This window comes from Pseudomonas sp. Z1-14, assembly GCF_051132005.1.
GTDB lineage: Bacteria > Pseudomonadota > Gammaproteobacteria > Pseudomonadales > Pseudomonadaceae > Aquipseudomonas.
Window position 1 is genome coordinate 6,120,793 of the sequence record NZ_CP071646.1, and the last position, 18,060, is coordinate 6,138,852.

Annotated in this window: 12 protein-coding genes; 7 read left to right on the forward strand and 5 right to left on the reverse strand. The window is 59.3% G+C overall.

Going from position 1 to position 18,060, the window contains the following annotated elements; genetic code table 11:
- Positions 1–35: 35 nt before the first annotated feature.
- A complete protein-coding gene (locus J3P89_RS27975; RefSeq protein WP_434696299.1) occupies positions 36–4,643 on the forward strand; it encodes a dermonecrotic toxin domain-containing protein in 4,608 nt (1,535 codons plus the stop codon).
- 38 nt (positions 4,644–4,681) lie between these two features.
- Here the strand turns inward: J3P89_RS27975 and J3P89_RS27980 are convergent, their stop codons facing one another.
- Positions 4,682–6,232 carry a PLP-dependent aminotransferase family protein gene (locus J3P89_RS27980; protein ID WP_434696300.1) on the reverse strand — a complete coding sequence of 517 codons (1,551 nt, stop codon included), beginning with the start codon at positions 6,230–6,232 and terminating at the stop codon, positions 4,682–4,684.
- Positions 6,233–6,333: 101 nt separating this feature from the next.
- Here J3P89_RS27980 and J3P89_RS27985 point away from each other — a divergent pair, with 101 nt between their 5' ends.
- The 3 genes from J3P89_RS27985 to J3P89_RS27995 are packed head-to-tail and all read left to right on the forward strand — an operon-like array spanning position 6,334 to position 8,106.
- The gene (locus J3P89_RS27985; RefSeq protein ID WP_434696301.1) at positions 6,334–6,975 is read left to right on the forward strand and encodes an FMN-binding negative transcriptional regulator; all 642 of its coding nucleotides are present in this window, start codon (positions 6,334–6,336) and stop codon (positions 6,973–6,975) included.
- Positions 6,976–6,977: 2 nt separating this feature from the next.
- Positions 6,978–7,424 carry a GNAT family N-acetyltransferase gene (locus tag J3P89_RS27990; protein ID WP_434696302.1) on the forward strand — a complete coding sequence of 149 codons (447 nt, stop codon included), beginning with the start codon at positions 6,978–6,980 and terminating at the stop codon, positions 7,422–7,424.
- A 10-nt stretch (positions 7,425–7,434) separates the two neighbouring features.
- A complete protein-coding gene (locus J3P89_RS27995; protein ID WP_434696303.1) occupies positions 7,435–8,106 on the forward strand; it encodes a GNAT family N-acetyltransferase in 672 nt (223 codons plus the stop codon).
- Between the two features lie 73 nt (positions 8,107–8,179).
- Here J3P89_RS27995 and J3P89_RS28000 read toward each other — a convergent pair whose 3' ends face one another.
- Positions 8,180–9,079: a homocysteine S-methyltransferase family protein gene (locus J3P89_RS28000; protein ID WP_434696304.1), complete on the reverse strand. Its 900-nt coding sequence runs from the start codon at positions 9,077–9,079 to the stop codon at positions 8,180–8,182.
- Positions 9,080–9,192: 113 nt separating this feature from the next.
- Here J3P89_RS28000 and J3P89_RS28005 point away from each other — a divergent pair, with 113 nt between their 5' ends.
- Both J3P89_RS28005 and J3P89_RS28010 read left to right on the forward strand, forming a co-directional pair.
- Positions 9,193–10,014 (forward strand): ABC transporter substrate-binding protein, encoded by an 822-nt coding sequence (locus tag J3P89_RS28005; RefSeq protein ID WP_305497695.1) that lies wholly within the window; start codon positions 9,193–9,195, stop codon positions 10,012–10,014.
- Positions 10,011–10,847 (forward strand): amino acid ABC transporter permease, encoded by an 837-nt coding sequence (locus J3P89_RS28010; RefSeq protein ID WP_434626811.1) that lies wholly within the window; start codon positions 10,011–10,013, stop codon positions 10,845–10,847. Before J3P89_RS28005 ends, J3P89_RS28010 begins: the two co-directional genes overlap by 4 nt.
- A 604-nt stretch (positions 10,848–11,451) precedes the next feature.
- Here the strand turns inward: J3P89_RS28010 and J3P89_RS28015 are convergent.
- Entirely contained in the window at positions 11,452–11,772 is a 321-nt protein-coding gene (locus J3P89_RS28015) for a hypothetical protein (RefSeq protein WP_434696305.1), read from the reverse strand.
- Between the two features lie 647 nt (positions 11,773–12,419).
- Here J3P89_RS28015 and J3P89_RS28020 point away from each other — a divergent pair.
- Complete coding sequence (locus tag J3P89_RS28020; protein WP_434696306.1) at positions 12,420–14,621, forward strand: autotransporter domain-containing protein; 2,202 nt, start codon at positions 12,420–12,422, stop codon at positions 14,619–14,621.
- A gap of 64 nt (positions 14,622–14,685) precedes the next feature.
- Here J3P89_RS28020 and oadA read toward each other — a convergent pair whose 3' ends face one another.
- Both oadA and J3P89_RS28030 read right to left on the reverse strand, forming a co-directional pair.
- A complete protein-coding gene (oadA, locus tag J3P89_RS28025) occupies positions 14,686–16,494 on the reverse strand; it encodes a sodium-extruding oxaloacetate decarboxylase subunit alpha (RefSeq protein WP_434570619.1) in 1,809 nt (602 codons plus the stop codon).
- A gap of 12 nt (positions 16,495–16,506) precedes the next feature.
- On the reverse strand, positions 16,507–17,922 hold the full coding sequence (locus tag J3P89_RS28030) for an acetyl-CoA carboxylase biotin carboxylase subunit (protein ID WP_003206982.1): 1,416 nt from the start codon (positions 17,920–17,922) through the stop codon (positions 16,507–16,509).
- Between the last annotated feature and the right edge of the window lie 138 nt (positions 17,923–18,060).

Here is an 18,060-nt window from a genome sequence, read left to right on the forward strand (position 1 = left end):
GGGGGCTTTATCGGGCACAAGACAGGAATATTCAGATGACACAACCTCCATCCAGCAATCCCGCTTCTGAGATCGATCTTCAAAGAGCCGTATTTAGCCAACTTCTCATGGGCCCCTCCTATATAGAGGTAGCCGCCGTCCTTCTACGCGATGCTCTAAAAAAGCAATATCCGACGCTGGACCTTGATCCGAACACAACGGTAATCGGCGAACCGGCGTGGGACATCATCGATGGCGAAATCGTTGAGCTTCCCACACGCTATGAAACACTCAGCGATAGGTTGGCGGAGCAGGTCATCAATAGCGATCCGGTGTTGCTGATCGACGGCTTGCATTTCCTCAGTCGACTACCGCTGAGCAGGCCCGATGTGCATTTACCGGTCCGCATCGAGCAGATCGGGTGTCTTATCAACGAATTGACACCGGCCATCTTTGCGGCGGGCCAGGAACAGCAGTTGAAATTCTGGAACGCGTTATCCGACAGTTCCGGCCCGCGCTGGCACTATTTATCCGAAACCCTGCAAAACATCTGGAACGTCACAGAAGTCAACGGCTGGACCGAGACTGAATGCGACATGGCCAGAGAACTGTTCCTTAACCCCACCTTGCAGGATCGTGAAAATAACAGCCGTTATGGGGCCCAGGCATACCTGATCGATATCAATGCGATTACTAACTATGGAACCGGACGCCACAGGGCAAACGCATTGGTGGTACTGACCGGCACGATTGACGGCTTAGAAGTCATTCTTGCGCATTCAATGCTTAATGGTTATGAAAAGTTCGACTCCCGCTCCGCACTCGAACAATCGCTTGCGGACCATGCCTACCCCAGGCCCGACTATAAGATGCAGTGGCGCTTCTTTGAGCCCTCCGAGAACATTTTTGCTTATGCAGCCTGCGCAATAATTTCGTCGCAGATCGAAATTATCGGCGACCCGGGTATAGCGAAAATGTCGCCCCCTGACGAAACTGAATCGCCGGACGGGCGTCGTTCCGTTGATCTGGAGTGGTTCAAAAACAAGTTACCCGACTGGCTGACGACCGCTTCCGCATCCGACCAGAATATGTTTGCCGAACACCTGAAAAAACTCTCGGAACTGAATGGCTCGCAGGCTGGCAAGACCTACCTGGATGACATCCCCTCCATCAAGAGTTTCGTATTGAGTGCTCTGAAAAAACAGATGCAGTCACAACACGCCGACGCCTCGACGCTGGATCTGGAAAACATTGAAATCCAGATAAGCAACGTTATCGTCTGGGGTAGTTTTGTCGTCCCCGGAAAGATCGAAACCACTCGACTCAGCCTCGTCGAACTGGCCCTGCAAAACCTCATCGCCGTTCCCTTGGGCGATAAAACCGTCCGATCGCTCGATGGTAAAGAGTTGCCCGTGTGGATGACGATTGCCTTCATCGAAGATGTCGTCATCAAAATCGACATCGGTCGTACTTATCCGCAGTGGGTCAAAAGTAAATTACTCGACGACCCGCTAGAGTCTGAACGCCGCCAGAATTTGTACACGTCCCAGTTACGTCTACAGCTGCCCCTGCTTGCGTTGGAAAGCAAACTCCGCGGGCAAGGCGGCATAGATGAAAGGGGTTATTCTTATGTCGCGGCACTGATGAAGCCCGACGAGGCCGATCGCAAGGTGGACGGGCAGCCCATCGTCCTGCGACAACTGGCTTTCGTACCCGAGCTGCAGCCGGGCAATACCCAGGATATCGTGGCCAACATGTTTGTAATCGGCCCGCAAGATTCAAATGCCGGGCCTTGCCTGCTCTACCGTCCCCTGCTTGAGCCACAGCTGTGCCAGTACCCGTCATTCAGCAACTTGCTATATGACATCAGGCAAACCGCCTCCCTGCGTCAATCCGTACTCGCCTGGCTGCCCAAGGAAGTGCATAACAGCTACAGCCGGTACATTTTCCCAGGGCCGCTGCCTTCACCCTGGAGCATCGTGGAGTTCGTGACGAACCCTTTGGCGGCGATCTCCAACAGCGGCCCCATCAGCTTGAGCAACGAGACCTTGGGGTCGGATTTCCTGCCCTTGTTATACAAAGCCAACGCCACGGCCCTGGTGGAGCTTGCCGATCGCCAATCGGTCTCCAACAGCGAAAGCCGCTGGGAAAGCTTCAGGCAGGCAGGCTGGGTGATTTTCAACTTGGCACTGCCCTACTTGGGCACTACCGTAGGCAATGCGTTCTGGCTGTGGCAAATCCTTGATGATCTGGAGACATTGTCGCAGAGCGACGAAACGGTTGGCGCCCAGGCCAGATGGCAAGTCATTACCGACTTGCTGTGCAATATCGCACTGGCGACTACTACTTTCAGCCTCGACCGCGCCAGGACAGCCGGGCGCGAACATCCGACAGAAGTTTCTGAACTGGTTCGCGAACTCGAGAGCCTGGCCAAACCAAAACCCGAACTCATTATTGAAAAGCTCGCACCGGTGAAGCAAAAACTCGCGGCCATCGAGCACTATGACACTTTGCGAACCAGCGGCGCACTGATCAGCCTATCGCGAGAAAGCGCCAAGCTTCTGGAACCCCTGAGTGTCGGAAAACCGCAAAACCCAGGGCAACCCAAGAGCGAGGGCCCGCTCAAAGGGCTTTACGAGCAAGGCGGGAAGCTTTATGTGGAATTGGCAGATAAATGGTTCCAGGTACTCGCGGACGAAGAACAAGTCGCCATCGTCGACGGGAATGACCACACCCGAGCGGGACCTCTGCTGATGAGCGACACGCAAGGCCAGTGGTACATTGATACCCGCTTGCGTCTACGCGGAGCAGGATCGGCAAGTATCGTACGAAAGATAAACGCCGAGGCGAGCCGTCGCAACGTTAAAGCGTACGAAGAGCTGAACCGGCTCGAAGACCGCAGGCTGGAAAACCAGAAACTGCTGGCAATGCATTCGAAGCAGTTTAAGGAAGACTCGGGTCCGTCCAGGGACGCCAGCCGTGAGGTATATTTGAGCGCATTGAAGACGCAGCGTGAGAGCTATGACGAAGCGTTGCAGTTGCTGCTTGACTGGCCCATTTCTCAGTCCAGGCCGGACTCTACCCGAACCAGACTCGGTTACCTCAACGCGCAAATCAATTTCACGTTCGCAGAGATAGACACGCTGGGAGAACAATTTACCCCAGTGATGCAAGCCGCCACGGAAATGATTACCTCCGGAGTCAAGATCCTGGAGCAACAGCATGCCAATACAGCCTATAGCATGCTCCAGCTCGGCGACGAGATGATCGAACGCCTGGACTACATGGAGACTCGCTTTTCCAGGCTCAAGAAGCTGGGCAGAGAGGGATTCGAGTTTGTCCGGCAACACCGAAAAATGATGCCTGTCTATAAGAGCGACGATCTTCGGCTGTACCAGTTGGACATGTATCGCCACCTCTGCCTGTCGCTCGACAGTGTCAACACCGTACCTGAAGCCTGGGCGGATATTAATCAGATGGTTGATAACTCCACGGTTGCGTTCCAAAGCCTGCGCGACGCAATTGACGAGCGCAGCGTGATCCGCCTGGATGAGCAAATCAATGCACTCGGCAGCCTGACCGAACAATTCACGGCCATTGAAGACCACGTCAAGTATGTGGCTGATGAATACCGGGAACATGCCCGGTTGGCCCAACTCAACCGACTCAAAAACCAGGTCAGCGCCCTGAAGAAAAGGGCCTTGCGCCATTTGGCGCTTGCCCTCGACGAAAGAAGCACCCGGCGCAGTACACCTGCTCCCTACCAGGAACGTCCGCGGCCCAGGAGGAAGTTCATCAGGGCGCGCTTCTGGGGTCTTGTGAGCGTCGAACCCCGCCTATCGGAGCTGTATGAAGAAACCGATTGGGCCGACGTGAAAAAACCGTTCTCGGATGAAATCATTGTCACGTTCCACCATAAAGAAACCGGAGAATGGGTACAACACATCAATCCCGACGCGCCGCCACAACCCACCCCAACGTTGGCTGTCAGTATTGGCAAGGGCCAAGCCCTTATCGATGGATTGCCTGCGTTCAAGGTGCAAGTGGAAGAAAGCAAAAAGCAGTCAGGTCGTACTCCGGCGGGGGTCGGGGTGGTGATCAATGCCCATGCACGCAGGTTGAATACAATCAGCGTCGCGATCAAAAAGGTGCTCGACCAGGTGCAAAGCGCCGGTGCAAACGAGACGCTTGAAGTTTCGCCAGCGGAAAAAACCCAACAGCGAGCAGCCGAATCCCTGCGGGTACAACTTGAAAAGGAAACCCAAGCCCTTTATGCACTGGGATTTGATATCGAACAACAAGTCATCAAACAAAGCCCACCGACCATGAGTAATGTCCTCTGGCTCAAAGAGCGGAAACAGATTGTCATTTCGGCAAAGCACAAACGCCAGAGAATCAAGAGTGCCCACTATCTGGACCGGTACGAAATCAGGGACCAGGCCGACAGGAAAACCCTATGGTTCGCAGATTTCCATTACTCCAGAAGCTGGACACCGGAACATGCGTTTCTCAGCGGCCGTTTGAAGACCCCTGAACAAGTTGAGTCGGGGAAACCAGGCGCTTCCCCTCATCGTCTTAGCCAAAGCCAATTGATCGATCGTTACCGTAGCGAGATCGACGTGGAACAGGCCAAAGCGGTGTTTTTTCCACCGGTCCGGTCTTAAAGTGCAAGAACCGGGGTGCCCTCCACTCCGGTTCCGTATCAGCGGATTCCCCAGGCTTTTGCCAGACTTGCCAGCGCAGTGTCTATCGCCGCAGGCGGCACGGCGGCGAACCCCAGCACCATGCCTGCCCGGATTTGGGACGGCGCCGTGGCGGGCAACCAATAACTGCTCAATCCGTTGATTTCGATGCCCACACCGGCGGCCTGGGCAACCAGCTCGCGCTCGCGCTCGATGCTCTGCACTGGAACCGTGACGTGCAGCCCGGCGACCACGGTGGGCATCGCGCCAACGCCTGCGACAGCCTCCGGCCAGCCCGCCAGAAGCGCATCGCGGCGGGCCAGAGCGGCCCGACGCATGCGCCTGATGTGCCGCTGAAAATGTCCAGCGGCCATGAACTCGGCCATCACCGCTTGAGTGCTGACTTCAGAATGGCGCACATCCACCGCCCGACGGCGGGCGAAGGCATCGACCAGGCCGGGCGGCAGCACCAGGTAACCCAGGCGCAACGCCGGGAACGCAACCTTGCCAAACGTCCCGACATACAGGACGCGGCCTCCGCGATCCAGCGCAGCCAAGGGCGCCAGCGGCGCGCCGCTGTAGCGGTACTCGCCGTCATAGTCGTCTTCGACGATCCAGCCATCGTTGCGCCCGGCCCAGGCCAGCAGTTCCAGACGCCGTGCCAGGCTCATGACTACTCCGGTCGGATATTGATGGGATGGCGTCACGTAAGCCAGCCGACAGTGGTCCAGTGCAGCCAGCGCTGCACAATCGAGCCCGTCGCTGTCCACCGGCACGCCCCGCACATCGCCACCGGCCACGGCAAACGCATGCCCTGCGGCGCGATAGCCGGGATTTTCCACCGCGACGATGTCGCCAGGGTCCACCAGCAACTGTGCACAAAGGCTGATCGCCTGTTGCGCGCCACTGGTGATCACAATTTGCTCAGCCGAGCAGTGCAAACCCCGTGAACTACGCAGGTAGGCCGCGACCAGGCCGCGCAGGCGCGCATCGCCTTGGGCATCGCCGTAGCACAACTGCTGCAGGTCCGGTTTCCGCCAGAACGCCGCGTTCAGCTTGGCCCACACGTCGAAAGGAAACAGATCGAACGCCGGGACGCCGACCCGAAACGCTCTTGGCGGTCCGCTCGGGGGCTGGGCCAAATGGTGCGTTTCGACTCGTTCGAGCGCGTTGCTGTGGATAACTTTGCTGGATGAAAACACAGGGAAATCCAGCTGAATTGTGGATAAGGCTGTGGGTAAGCCTGTTGAAAACCCTGTGGATGGTTTTGTGGATAATTTTCCCGACGGCATTGCCAGCGGTGAAAGTTTCGCCACGTAGGTGCCGTCACCCACTCGTCCTTCTATGAAGCCTTCGGCATACAGCTGGTCGTAGGCGCGTACCACGCTGTTGCGGGAAATCGACAACGCCGCCGCCAGGTCGCGGCTAGCCGGCAACCGTGTGCCGCTGGCCAGGCGTCCGTCCAGTACTCGCCCACGCAGGGCCTGATAGAGCTGGCGACTGAGCCCATGGCGGCGGTCCAGCTCGATGCCGGCGGGGTTGAAAGACAATGGCGGTACGGCATCGGGCATGACTGCACCTGTAAATGGACCTGTCGAATTGGCCGAAAGTGGCTCTTACAACAGACCAATAGCCTGCCTACGATGAAGCCAATCGCCAAGGAAAAATTTCCATGTACAACCCAAAAGCCTTTGCTGTGGAAGACCTGCCTCACTTGCATCGCATGATGGATGACTGTCGCCTCGCCGTATTGGTTACCCACGGCGAACACGGCTTGCAGGCCAGCCACCTGCCGCTGTTGCTGGACACTCGACAGGGACCGTACGGAACCCTCCATGGGCACATGGCGCGCGCCAATCCGCAGTGGCGTGACCTGGAAGCCGGTGCCGAAGCGCTGGTGGTATTTGCAGGCGTCGACGCTTACGTCAGCCCGGGTTTCTATCCGGGCAAGGCCGAGCACGGCAAGGTCGTGCCCACCTGGAATTACCTCGCCGTCCACGCCTATGGCAACGCCGAGGTGTTCAGCGATCCTCAACGGCTGCGCAACCTGGTCGGCGAGCTCACCCACCGCCATGAAAGCGGTCGGGCCCAGCCATGGAAAATCGACGACGCCCCGGCGGAATATATCGACAGCATGCTCAAGGCCATCGTCGGCTTCGCGCTGCCCATCCAGCGTCTGGAAGGCAAGCGCAAGCTCAGCCAGAACCGCAGCCCCGCGGATGCCGCCGGGGTTCGCAACGGGCTCGCCATGAGCCCCGACCCGCAGGACCAGGCACTCGCACGCCTGATACCTGAACAATCGCCTCAGGAGTGAACATGAGCCAGCTCGAGATCCGCCTTGTCACCGCCGCCGACCACGCTGCCTGGCTACCGCTATGGCAGGCCTACCTGCGGTTCTACAACACCGAACTGCCAGACGCGGTGAGCCAGAGCACCTGGCAACGCTTGCTCGACGACCGTGAGCCCACCCATGGCGCGCTCGCCTGGGATGGCGACACGGCGGTGGGCCTGGTGCATTTCATCTACCACCGTTCCAACTGGAGCATCGAGAACTCCTGCTATCTTCAGGATCTGCTGGTGGCAGAACACTGCCGAGGCAAGGGCGCAGGTCGCCAACTCATCGAATTTGTCTACGCCACCGCCAAGGCCGACGGATGTTGCAAAGTGCACTGGCTGACCCACGAGACCAACGCGACCGCAATCCAGCTCTACGAGCGGATTGCCGAACGCCCTGGCTTCATTCAATTTCGCAAAGCCCTCTAAGGAACGCAGCATGTCGACTTCGCTCGCTGATTGGAAAGGTGTCCCGGCGCCGTTTACGCGCTTGCTCGAAGGACGCTTCATCCGCCTGGAAAAACTCGACCCGGCGCGTCACGCCGACGGATTGTGGCAAGCCCTCGAAGGTCCCGGCGCCGATCCGAAACTCTGGGATTATCTGCCCTACGGCCCGTTCAAGGAGCGCAGCGGGTTCGATGCCTGGCTGAACAACCATGCGGTCAACGTCGATCCATATTTTTTCAGCGTGATCGACCGCGCCAGTGGCGAAGTGCAAGGCATCCTCAGCCTGATGTCCATCGTGCCGGCCCAGGGCCGTATCGAGATTGGCCATGTCACCTTCGGCGCGCCGATGCAGCGCTCGCCGAAAAGTACCGAGGCGGTGTACCTGCTGGCGAAAGAGTGTTTCGCCCTGGGCTATCGACGCCTGGAATGGAAATGCAATAACGCCAACGCCCGTTCCCGGTATGCCGCCGAGCGGCTTGGGTTCACGTTTGAAGGCGTATTTCGCCAACATATGGTGGTCAAGGGGCAGAACCGCGACACTGCGTGGTATTCGATGCTGGACTCGGAATGGCCGGTGATCGGGGCAGCCTTCGAGCACTGGCTGAGTGAGGAAAACCAGAGCGCGGAGGGCCAGGTGCGCAGTCTCGCACAGTGCCGAGCCTGACCCTCAGGGCGAACCGCCCGGCGTCTGCGTGGCGAGGGCGCTTGCTTCCTCGCCACGGGGCTTGCAACCAGGGTCAGCGCAGTTGCTGTGCCAACACCGCAATGTGCTCCGGCCCGATGCCGCAACAGCCGCCCAAGTGACTGGCCCCACGCTTGCGCCAGTCCGCCGCCCACCGCAGATAGCCCGGCGGATCGAGGTCTTCGCGCAGCGGGTCCAACCCGTCATTGGCTGTCGCTTCCTTGGGCTGCGGTGGGAAGGCGTTGGCGTAGGCACCGATGTGGATTTTAACGCCCAGGCGCTCGAAGGTTTCGCGCGCCGCGTCGATCGCTGCGCCAATCACCTCTGGCTGGCTGCAATTGAACAGCAGCGTCTCGACCCCCAGCTCCGCCGCCACTGCCGCGGCGTCCGCCACCGGCTCGCCGGAGCGCAGGCGCGGCACTTCATCGGTGTCTTCGTCTTTCAAGGTAAACGACAGCCAGAACGGCTTGCCGTCCTTCGGCAGTCCGGCATGAATGGCCCGCGCCTCGACGGTAGAACTCTGGGTCTCGGCCAGCCACAGGTCGACATGGGGTGTCAGGCCAGCAACCAATGGCGCCAGCAGCTCGCTGGCGCGAGAGGCGTCGAACAGATCGGGACGGTAGGAACCAAACAGCGGAGGGAGCGATCCGGCCACCCGCACCGCTTTGCCTGAAGCCTGCACCGCCCGCCTGGCCAATTTCCCCGCCAATGCCGCCAACGCCTGGCCTTCCTCGGCAAAGCGCGCTTCGCCGATATGAAAGGGCACCACGGCGTAGCTGTTGCTGGTAATCACATCGGCGCCGCTGGCGATATAAGCCGCATGCACCGCCTCCACAGCCTGGGGCGCTTCGCTCAGGGCCAGGGCCGACCACTCGGGCTGTCGAAACGGCGCACCACGGCGTTGTAGCTCACGGCCCATGCCGCCGTCGAGAATAGTTGTCCTTGCTGCGGCCATATGCGATTCACTCATAAGCTTATGAAAAATACTCACTATCGGAGTCGTTCTTATAACTATTTAATGCGCACTCTTCCGCCAATCACAACCTATTTTTCAGCCTGGGATCTATCGTGAAATTACCTTTACCGCTTGCCCTGGGCTTGACGCTGCTGGCCGCTTCCTCATCGATCCTTGCCGGCACCACGCTGGACCGTATCGAGCAGAAAAAAGAACTGGTCGGGGTGTTGATGGAAAGCTACCCGCCCTTCTCTTTTCTCAATGACCAGAACCAGCTTGACGGTTTCGACGTGGACGTCGCCAAGGCCGTCGCGCAAAAGCTTGGGGTCAAGCTGCGCTTGGAAACGCCCTCGTGGGATGTGATCGCGGCCGGCCATTGGAGTGGCCGCTACGACATCTGCATCTGCTCGATGACACCGAGCAAGGCCCGCGCCGAAGTGTTCGATTTTCCGGTGCAGTACTACGCCTCGCCAGCGGTGATCGTGGTCAACGCCAAGGACGACAGCATCCATGGGGCCAAGGATCTGAGCGGCAAGAAAGTCGGTCTCACCAGCGCCTCCAGCTACGAAAGCTACCTGAACAAGAACCTCGTGATCGAAGGCGCCGAGGATACCCAGCTGAGCTACCCGTTCGAGGATGTGCAAATCGCGCCATACGATACCGACAACGTGGCGTTCCAGGACCTGGGCCTCGGCGCCGGGGTTCGGCTGGATGCGGTGTTGACCAACCTGGTGACCGCGCAGCCACGCCTGACCGAAGACAAGCGCTTCAAACTGGCGGGCGAACCACTGTATTCAGAGCCCAATTCGGTTGCCATCGAGAAAGGCGACGCCGAGTGGAACAGCAAGGTGCGTGAAGTCTTTGCCCAACTGAAGCAGGACGGCACCCTGAGCAAGCTCTCGCAAAAATGGATCGGTGCCGACATCAGCCAATGAGTTCTTTTCCGCCCCCTATCCAGCCACCTCCACCGGTGGCTGAGTCGCGCCTGCAAAAAATCTTCGGTTTTCGCACACGGCTGTATCTGACCTGGGCCGCGATGCTGGTGCTGTTCGCCAGTTTCTTCCTGAGTTTCGACCTGAAGTTCTCGATCATCCTCGACAAACTGCCGAACCTGCTGGGCGTGCACCTGGCGCCCAACGGCTTTCTGCAGGGCGCGGTGCTGACACTGTTCCTGTGCCTGTGCTCCATCGTCGCCTCGTCACTGCTGGGTTTCATCACCGCGCTGGCGCGCTTGTCCAGCAGCGCGGTGGCGTTCGGCATCGCCAGCTTCTACGCGTCGTTCTTTCGTGGCACGCCGCTGTTGATCCAGATCCTGCTGATCTACCTGGGCCTGCCGCAACTGGGCGTGGTCCCAGGCGCCATCGCTGCGGGAATCATCGCCCTGTCACTCAACTACGGCGCCTACTTGAGCGAAATCTTCCGTGCCGGGATTCTCGGCGTGCCTCACGGCCAACGGGAAGCCTCCCTCGCCCTGGGCATGGGCGAAACCGTGATCTTCTGGCGCGTTACCCTGCCCCAGGCCATGCGTACCATCATCCCGCCGACCACCAACCAGTTCATCTCGATGCTCAAGGATTCTTCGCTGATCTCGGTGATGGGGGTCTGGGAGGTGATGTTTCTGGCGCAGTCCTATGGTCGTTCCAGCTATCGGTATATCGAGATGCTGACTACGGCGGCGGTTATTTACTGGCTGATGTCCATTGCGTTGGAGCTGATTCAGGCGCGGATGGAGCGGCATTATGGGAAGGCTTATCTGCATAATCGCTGAGCTGTTGCTGGGGGGGATGTACTCTTAGGGTCGTGTACATATCCGTTGCTGCGGTAACGGCGGCTTATGGTTCCGCTCTTACAGCGGGTCACTTTTGAGAAGCGCAAAAGTAACCAAAACGCTCTTGCCCCACCACTTGGCACCTCGCCTCGGCTCGGTGTGCCCTCACTCCGGCATTGCTCCGCGGGCCGCCGCGAAGGGCCATCCATGGCCCAGCGCGGCTAACCCGGCATCCATGCCGGGTTGCCCACTGCGCAATGCCTGCGTTCGGCCAGCGTGGTTAACGGGGCGCTGAGATCAAAATCAAAAGCAGAGCAAGAGCAACAGCAACAGCAACAGCAACAGCAGGGCGCATGCCAGCACTGCGTAACTGACCCACCGCTATCGCGAGCAAGCTCGCTCCCACCTCGGTTCTTCGGCAGGCTCAGATTTACGGCAAACATAGAGTCCCTGTGGGAGCGAGCTTGCTCGCGAAGGGGCCCGCACATCCAACATCTTCACTGACTGACCCTACGCCATCGCGAGCAGACTGCTCACGAAGGGGCCGGACCATTCAAAGACTTAAATCCCAATCCTAAGGTCTCTCAACTCTGCAGCTTAGTGGTTAGACGGGAAGATCTGCCTGATGTACAGCAGAATCGCTAGCAGGTGAGGATTGGATATCACCTCCACCGATACTCCACCCCAACACTTCCAATGCATCACATCCGTCCTGGAACAACAGATGCGCGGCGTTGGCGAAATGCTCCAGGTCATAACCCTCGGCGTTTTTCATGCAGAGACAGGAAACACTGTTGAGTAAGTCGCGGGCGGCTTTGATGCGGTGCGCAGCGGTTTCCAGAAGATCGGAGGCGCCAGCTTCTGTGTCGATAAACAGTGTGGGGCCGCCGCTGGTATTGGCTTGAAGGGGGTGATACTTGGTCATCGGTTTGCTCTCTTGAGTCAGGAGCTACCACCGTTCGCGGCTAAACGAATATTGGTGGCAGCTGTACGCGGGTTAGCCGACCGGACAAGAGAACCCGGCACACCCGAAGATGTCCCCCGCACAGCCGCCATAAATGTAAAACACGGGCAGCAAAAAGCGCCGCCATTGGGGGCGCTCGTGCACTCTTGTTCGACCGGCTAAGATCGATCACCGATTTTGTCGATGACGAGAGGACTATAGACGAGGTCCCAACGATACAACGCTGGATTTGTATCCCGGAACTATCCTACGCGAAACGCAGAATGGGTTTACAAAGCCAACTTTGGTCGGCCGCAAGCCTACCATCGCGTGCTCAATCTGTATCAAGCAGTTGATCAACTGCGCTTTCAGGGAGCGAGTCTCTTCTCATCGCAAGGACATAAACAAGCCTTCCGAACACGACGATTTCCCGCGAGAAGCCGCCATTCCTCAGGGGCCGAAAGCACTGGGTGCGGCCCGATGAAAAACTTCAAGTGTCGATCAAACAGAAAGGCCCATACCCGCTGTAGGGCAAAGCTGCGACCCCTGAAATCCAACCGGACGACGCGCTGATCGCAGCACGAACAGCCTACAGATTCCATCCGCCAAATCCTGTCTGCGGCGAGAACATGGCTGGCATCGCCATCCAGAGGGAATTTCTAAAGTGCGACCTCATTCATGAGAGATCGCATTCGATGCCTACCAAACATGTATTCCTGCCCCAACATCTCGCACTGGCGATTGCCTTGGCACTGGGTTGTGTCGAGTCTTCGATAGCTCAGTCAGTTGCCGGGGAAACCCGCCCCTTGGAAACAACAACCGAGATGCAGGCTCGTCTCAAGGCGTTCATGGCACCAACAGCGGATACGAAACGCGACAACGTGACGACCGTTCGCGAAGACGCCTTATTGAAGGACGACAGCAACGATCTGGTGATGGTCAGCAAGCAAGGCAGACTCTTCGGGCTCACCGACGGCGGCGGCGGAGCCAATGTCTTGCAGCTGGATACCCAGGGAGGCGAATTAGGCGAGATACGCAATTTCCAGGATCTGTATTTGAAGCAAGGCGAGTGGTCGAACGGCGGTCGTATCGACGCAAATAGCCTGGTCGACTCGAAGGCCAAATTGCTGAACAGCGGCCACATCAACGGCGCGGTGCACGTTCTTGGCGAACTCACCAACCAAGGCACTGTCACCGGACCTGTTTTCGTGGGAAAAAAGGCCCGCTTCAGCGGCAGCGGGACGGTCGATGCGCTGGACGTGGCGGGCATCCTGGAAGTCGGCCCCGCAATGGGAGCCCCTTCGGTGACGAATGACCTGAAGCTTTCCAAGAGCGCGACGCTGGTTTACGCAATCGACGCCGAGAAAGGCAGCAGCACGATCAAGGTTGGCGGCACCGCTACGTTGGGCAATGCGACTCTGAAGATCCCCTCCGTACCGGGTGAGTTCGTCGACACAAACAGACGCATCGTGATCGAGGCGGAGAAGATTGAAGGGACATTCGGCAAGGTCGTCGATGAACTCGCCTTTTTGACGGCTACACCTGACTACACGCTGGAAAACCAGGTAGGGCTTACCTTCAAGCGCAACGGTGTCCCATTGGGAGAGGCAGCTTCCTCCGCCAACGCGCTCGAATTCGTGGACGCCATTCAACAGCAGCCGGTCAGCCCTGCGCAGCCCGAACCCGGCATCGCGGCACCGGTTGCGCACTCGCCTGCCGTCGAGCCGCAACCCAGTCATCCAACGTCAGAGCCCGCCGCACCACCTGCGGTTGTAAGCGCCGAGGCCAAGCCCCCAGCCAAGCCAGAACTGGTCAAACCTGCCCCCAAACCCAACGCCGCCATCAACGCCCTGCTTGGCACCAATATGGCCACCGCCGCTGTCGCCATCGACCAACTGAGCGGCCATGACACGGCAAACCTTGGCAACGCCACCCTGAGCAGCGTCGCGCCAGTCAGCAGCGGTATGCTCTCGGCCATGGGCCGGCGAAACCCGGCGGCTGGGCACGACAGTGGACAGGTCTGGGTCCAGGCCATCGGTAATAGTGGCAGCCTCGCCAAGCAACCGGGCGGCGTTGCCATGAAGCATTCGACACAAGGTTTGATGCTGGGAACCGACTGGGCTGTCAGCTCCGATTGGCGGCTGGGCCTTATCGGCAGCACAACCCGGACGCGGCTCGACGGCGATCAGTTCGACGGAGCTCTCGACAGTTGGCTGGTGGGCGCGTATGCATTGCGCCAGGACGGGCCGCTGGCGCTGCGCCTGGGCGTTGTCCATGGCAATCATGACGGCAGTACCAAGCGCCACGTTGCGTTCAATGGGTTCAGGGATCGTCTGAAAGGTCGCTACGATGCGACGACGCAGCAGGTCTTCGGGCAACTTGGCTACCAGCTGGATATCGGCCATTTCGAACTCGAGCCCTATGCCCAAGTGGGCTACCAACGTTATCAACGTGACGGCTTCACGGAGAAAGGCGGCGATGCGGCATTGCAGTACAACGGCCAGGCCCAGGAACACTTCAGCAGCGACCTGGGCCTGCGCCTCGCCCGTCCCTTCCTGCTTGATCGCGGCATGCGCGTGACGCCGCGTCTGGACATCGGCTGGAAGCACTTGTATGGGGACGTCCAGGGTAGTTCCCATCAGCGCCTGGTCAGGGGAAGCAGCACTTATCACATCAAAGGTGGCGAACTGGACCGCGACAGCCTGCTTCTGCAGGCAGGGCTGGACCTGGCGCTTTCGCCACGTCATACCCTGGGGTTGAGCTACAGCGGCGAAACAGGGCAGGACAACCGCAACGGTGCGCTGGTGGGACAGTGGCGGATGACGTTCTGACGGGCAAAAAAAAAGGGGAGCACCTGCTCCCCCGAGGTAAAACGTTGCATCGAGGCTGTTTGGATCAGCCTTCGATTTCGACCAGGATCTCGCCCGGATTGACCCGGTCGCCCTTGGCGACATGAATGGCCGTGACCTTGCCCGGTATGGCTGCCTGGACTTCGGTCTCCATTTTCATGGCTTCGGTAATCAACACGGCTTGGCCGGCTTTCACCACATCGCCCTCCTTGACCAGCACATCAACGATGTTACCCGGCATGGTGGTGCTGACGTGGCCCGGTGCAGTGGCTTGCTTACGCTTGCTGCTGCCGCCGCCGACAAATTCGTTGAGCGGTTCGAACACGACCTCTTCCGGCATGCCGTCAATGGACAGATAAAAATGACGCTTGCCCTCGGCCTTGACGCCCACGCCGGTAATGTCGACGCGGTAGGTTTCGCCGTGGACATCAATGACGAACTCGGTCGGTACACCCTCGCCGCCCGCAGAGCTCACACTGCCCGCTTCGGGGATAGGCAACAGCACTTCCGGGGTCAAGGTGCCGGCTTCGCGCTCCTCGAGAAACTTGCGACCGATGTCCGGGAACATCGCATAAGTCAGCACGTCTTCCTCGGATTTGGCCAAGGCGCCGATTTCGCCACGCAGCCGGGTCATCTCCGGCTTGAGCAGGTCGGCGGGACGGACGTCGATCACGTCTTCACTGCCGATGGCCTGGCGGCGCAGCTTCTCGTTCACCGCACCTGGCGCCTTGCCGTAGCCGCCTTGCAGATAGAGCTTCACCTCGTTGGTGATGGTCTTGTAGCGCTCACCGGCCAACACGTTGAAGAATGCCTGGGTGCCGACGATCTGCGAGGTCGGGGTTACCAGCGGCGGGAAGCCGAGGTCTTCGCGCACTCGCGGGATTTCCGCCAGTACTTCGTTCATGCGGTTCAGTGCGCCCTGCTCTTTCAACTGGTTGGCCAGGTTGGAAATCATTCCGCCTGGTACCTGGTTGACCTGGACGCGGGTATCCACCGCGGTGAACTCGCTTTCGAACTGGTGGTACTTCTTGCGCACGGCGTAGAAATACAGGCCGATTTCCTGCAGCAGTTCCAGGTCCAGGCCAGTGTCGAACTCGCTGCCCTTGAGAGCGGCCACCATCGATTCGGTACCCGGATGGCTGGTGCCCCAGGCGAAGCTGGAAATGGCCGTATCGATGTGGTCGGCGCCGTTCTCGACAGCCTTGAGCTGGCACATCGCGGCGAGGCCGGCGGTGTCATGGGAGTGGATGAATACCGGCAAGGATTGCTCGGCCTTCAGCGCCTTGACCAGTTCGCCAGTGGCATAAGGAGTCAGCAGGCCGGCCATGTCCTTGATCGCCACCGAGTCGCACCCCATGGCCTCCATCTGCTTGGCCTGGGCGACAAAGGCTTCGATGGTGTGCACCGGGCTGGTGGTGTAGGCGATGGTGCCTTGGGCATGCTTGCCGGCAGCCTTCACCGCTTCGATGGCTACGCGCAGGTTACGCACGTCGTTCATCGCATCGAAGATACGGAACACGTCGATACCATTGACCGCGGCCTTGGCGACGAACGCCTTGACCACATCATCGCTGTAATGGCGATAGCCGAGCAGGTTCTGGCCGCGCAGCAGCATCTGCAAGCGAGTGTTGGGCAGCGCTGCGCGCAGTTGGCGCAGACGCTCCCACGGATCTTCTTTCAGGAAGCGCACGCAGGCGTCGAAGGTGGCGCCGCCCCAGACTTCCAGCGACCAGTAGCCGACTTTGTCGAGCTTGTCGCAGATCGGCAGCATGTCTTCGGTACGCATGCGGGTGGCGAGCAGCGATTGGTGGGCGTCGCGCAGGATTGTGTCGGTAACGTGGATCTTCTTGGACATTGTCATGATTCCTTACAGGCCTGCGTGGGCGGCGATGGCGGCGGCGATGGCCAGGGCCAGCTCTTCGGGTTTGCGCTTGATCGAGTAATTGGTCAGTTCGGGATGGCTTTCAACAAAGCTGGTGTTGAACTGGCCGCTGCGGAATTCCGGATTACGCAGGATCTCCTGGTAATACGCGGCGGTGGTCTTGACCCCCTGCAGGCGCATGTCATCCAGGGCTCGCAGGCCACGGTCCATCGCTTCTTCCCACGTCAGCGCCCAGACCACCAGTTTCAGGCACATCGAATCGTAGAACGGCGGAATGGTGTAGCCGGTATAGATTGCTGTGTCGGTGCGCACGCCCGGGCCACCCGGTGCGTAATAACGGGTGATCTTGCCGAAGCTGGGCAGGAAGTTGTTTTTCGGGTCTTCGGCGTTGATGCGGAACTGCAACGCAAAGCCCCGGTGCTGGATGTCTTCCTGCTTGACCGACAACGGCAGCCCGGAGGCGATGCGGATCTGCTCGCGAACGATGTCGATACCGGTGATTTCTTCGGTGATGGTGTGTTCCACCTGCACCCGAGTGTTCATCTCCATGAAGTACACCTCGCCCTCGGCGAGCAGGAACTCCACGGTGCCGGCATTTTCGTAGCCCACGGCCTTGGCGGCGCGCACCGAGAGGTCGCCGATGTAGGCGCGCTGTTCAGGCGTCAGTTGCGGACTCGGGGCGATTTCGATCAGCTTCTGGTTACGGCGCTGGATCGAGCAATCCCGTTCGAACAGATGCACCACGTTGCCGAAACTGTCACCGAGAATCTGCGCTTCGATATGCTTGGGATTGACGATGCATTTTTCCAGGAACACTTCCGCCGAACCGAACGCCTTGGTGGCTTCGGAGATGACGCGCGGGAAGGCCTGCTCGAGCTCTTCGCGACTGTTGCAGCGACGGATACCACGGCCACCACCGCCGGACGTGGCCTTGAGCATGACCGGGTAACCGATCCGATCACCTTCGGTCAGGGCCTCTTCGATACCCGACACATTGCCTTCGGTGCCTGGAGTCACCGGCACGCCGGCCTTGATCATGCTGCGGCGCGCTTCGGTCTTGTCGCCCATGCGGCGAATGACTTCCGCCGACGGGCCAATGAATTTGATTCCGCGCTCGGCGCAGATGTCCGCCAGTTCGGCGTTTTCCGAGAGGAAGCCGTAGCCGGGGTGCAGCGCGTCGCAGCCGGTTTCCACCGCCAGGTTCACCAGTTTGCGCGGATTGAGGTAGCCGGCCAGCGGATCGGCGCCGATGCTGTGGGCCTCGTCCGCACGCTTGACATGCAAGGCATGGCGGTCGGCGTCGGAATAGACCGCGACCGAGCGAATGCCCATTTCGGCGCAGGCGCGCACGATTCGGACGGCAATCTCACCGCGGTTGGCGATCAGGATCTTTGTTATCAATTGGAGGTTCCCTTGAGCCGGTGATACCCACGGCCTGAGGTCCAGGCCGATGCGTGACCAGATGTAACAATTGGTCGCAGCTCCACACTAGTCCCGGTCGTTGATTAACAAAAATGAATATTTGTTGGGTCGTGCATA

Bases quoted from the DNA above. Each gene is read 5' to 3' on its own strand.
- J3P89_RS27975 (WP_434696299.1), top strand. From the start codon at position 36: ATGACACAACCTCCATCCAGCAATCCCGCTTCTGAGATCGATCTTCAA.
- J3P89_RS27980 (WP_434696300.1), bottom strand. From the start codon at position 6,232: ATGCCCGATGCCGTACCGCCATTGTCTTTCAACCCCGCCGGCATCGAG.
- J3P89_RS27985 (WP_434696301.1), top strand. From the start codon at position 6,334: ATGTACAACCCAAAAGCCTTTGCTGTGGAAGACCTGCCTCACTTGCAT.
- J3P89_RS27990 (WP_434696302.1), top strand. From the start codon at position 6,978: ATGAGCCAGCTCGAGATCCGCCTTGTCACCGCCGCCGACCACGCTGCC.
- J3P89_RS27995 (WP_434696303.1), top strand. From the start codon at position 7,435: ATGTCGACTTCGCTCGCTGATTGGAAAGGTGTCCCGGCGCCGTTTACG.
- J3P89_RS28000 (WP_434696304.1), bottom strand. From the start codon at position 9,079: ATGGCCGCAGCAAGGACAACTATTCTCGACGGCGGCATGGGCCGTGAG.
- J3P89_RS28010 (WP_434626811.1), top strand. From the start codon at position 10,011: ATGAGTTCTTTTCCGCCCCCTATCCAGCCACCTCCACCGGTGGCTGAG.
- J3P89_RS28015 (WP_434696305.1), bottom strand. From the start codon at position 11,772: ATGACCAAGTATCACCCCCTTCAAGCCAATACCAGCGGCGGCCCCACA.
- J3P89_RS28020 (WP_434696306.1), top strand. From the start codon at position 12,420: ATGGCTGGCATCGCCATCCAGAGGGAATTTCTAAAGTGCGACCTCATT.
- oadA (WP_434570619.1), bottom strand. From the start codon at position 16,494: ATGTCCAAGAAGATCCACGTTACCGACACAATCCTGCGCGACGCCCAC.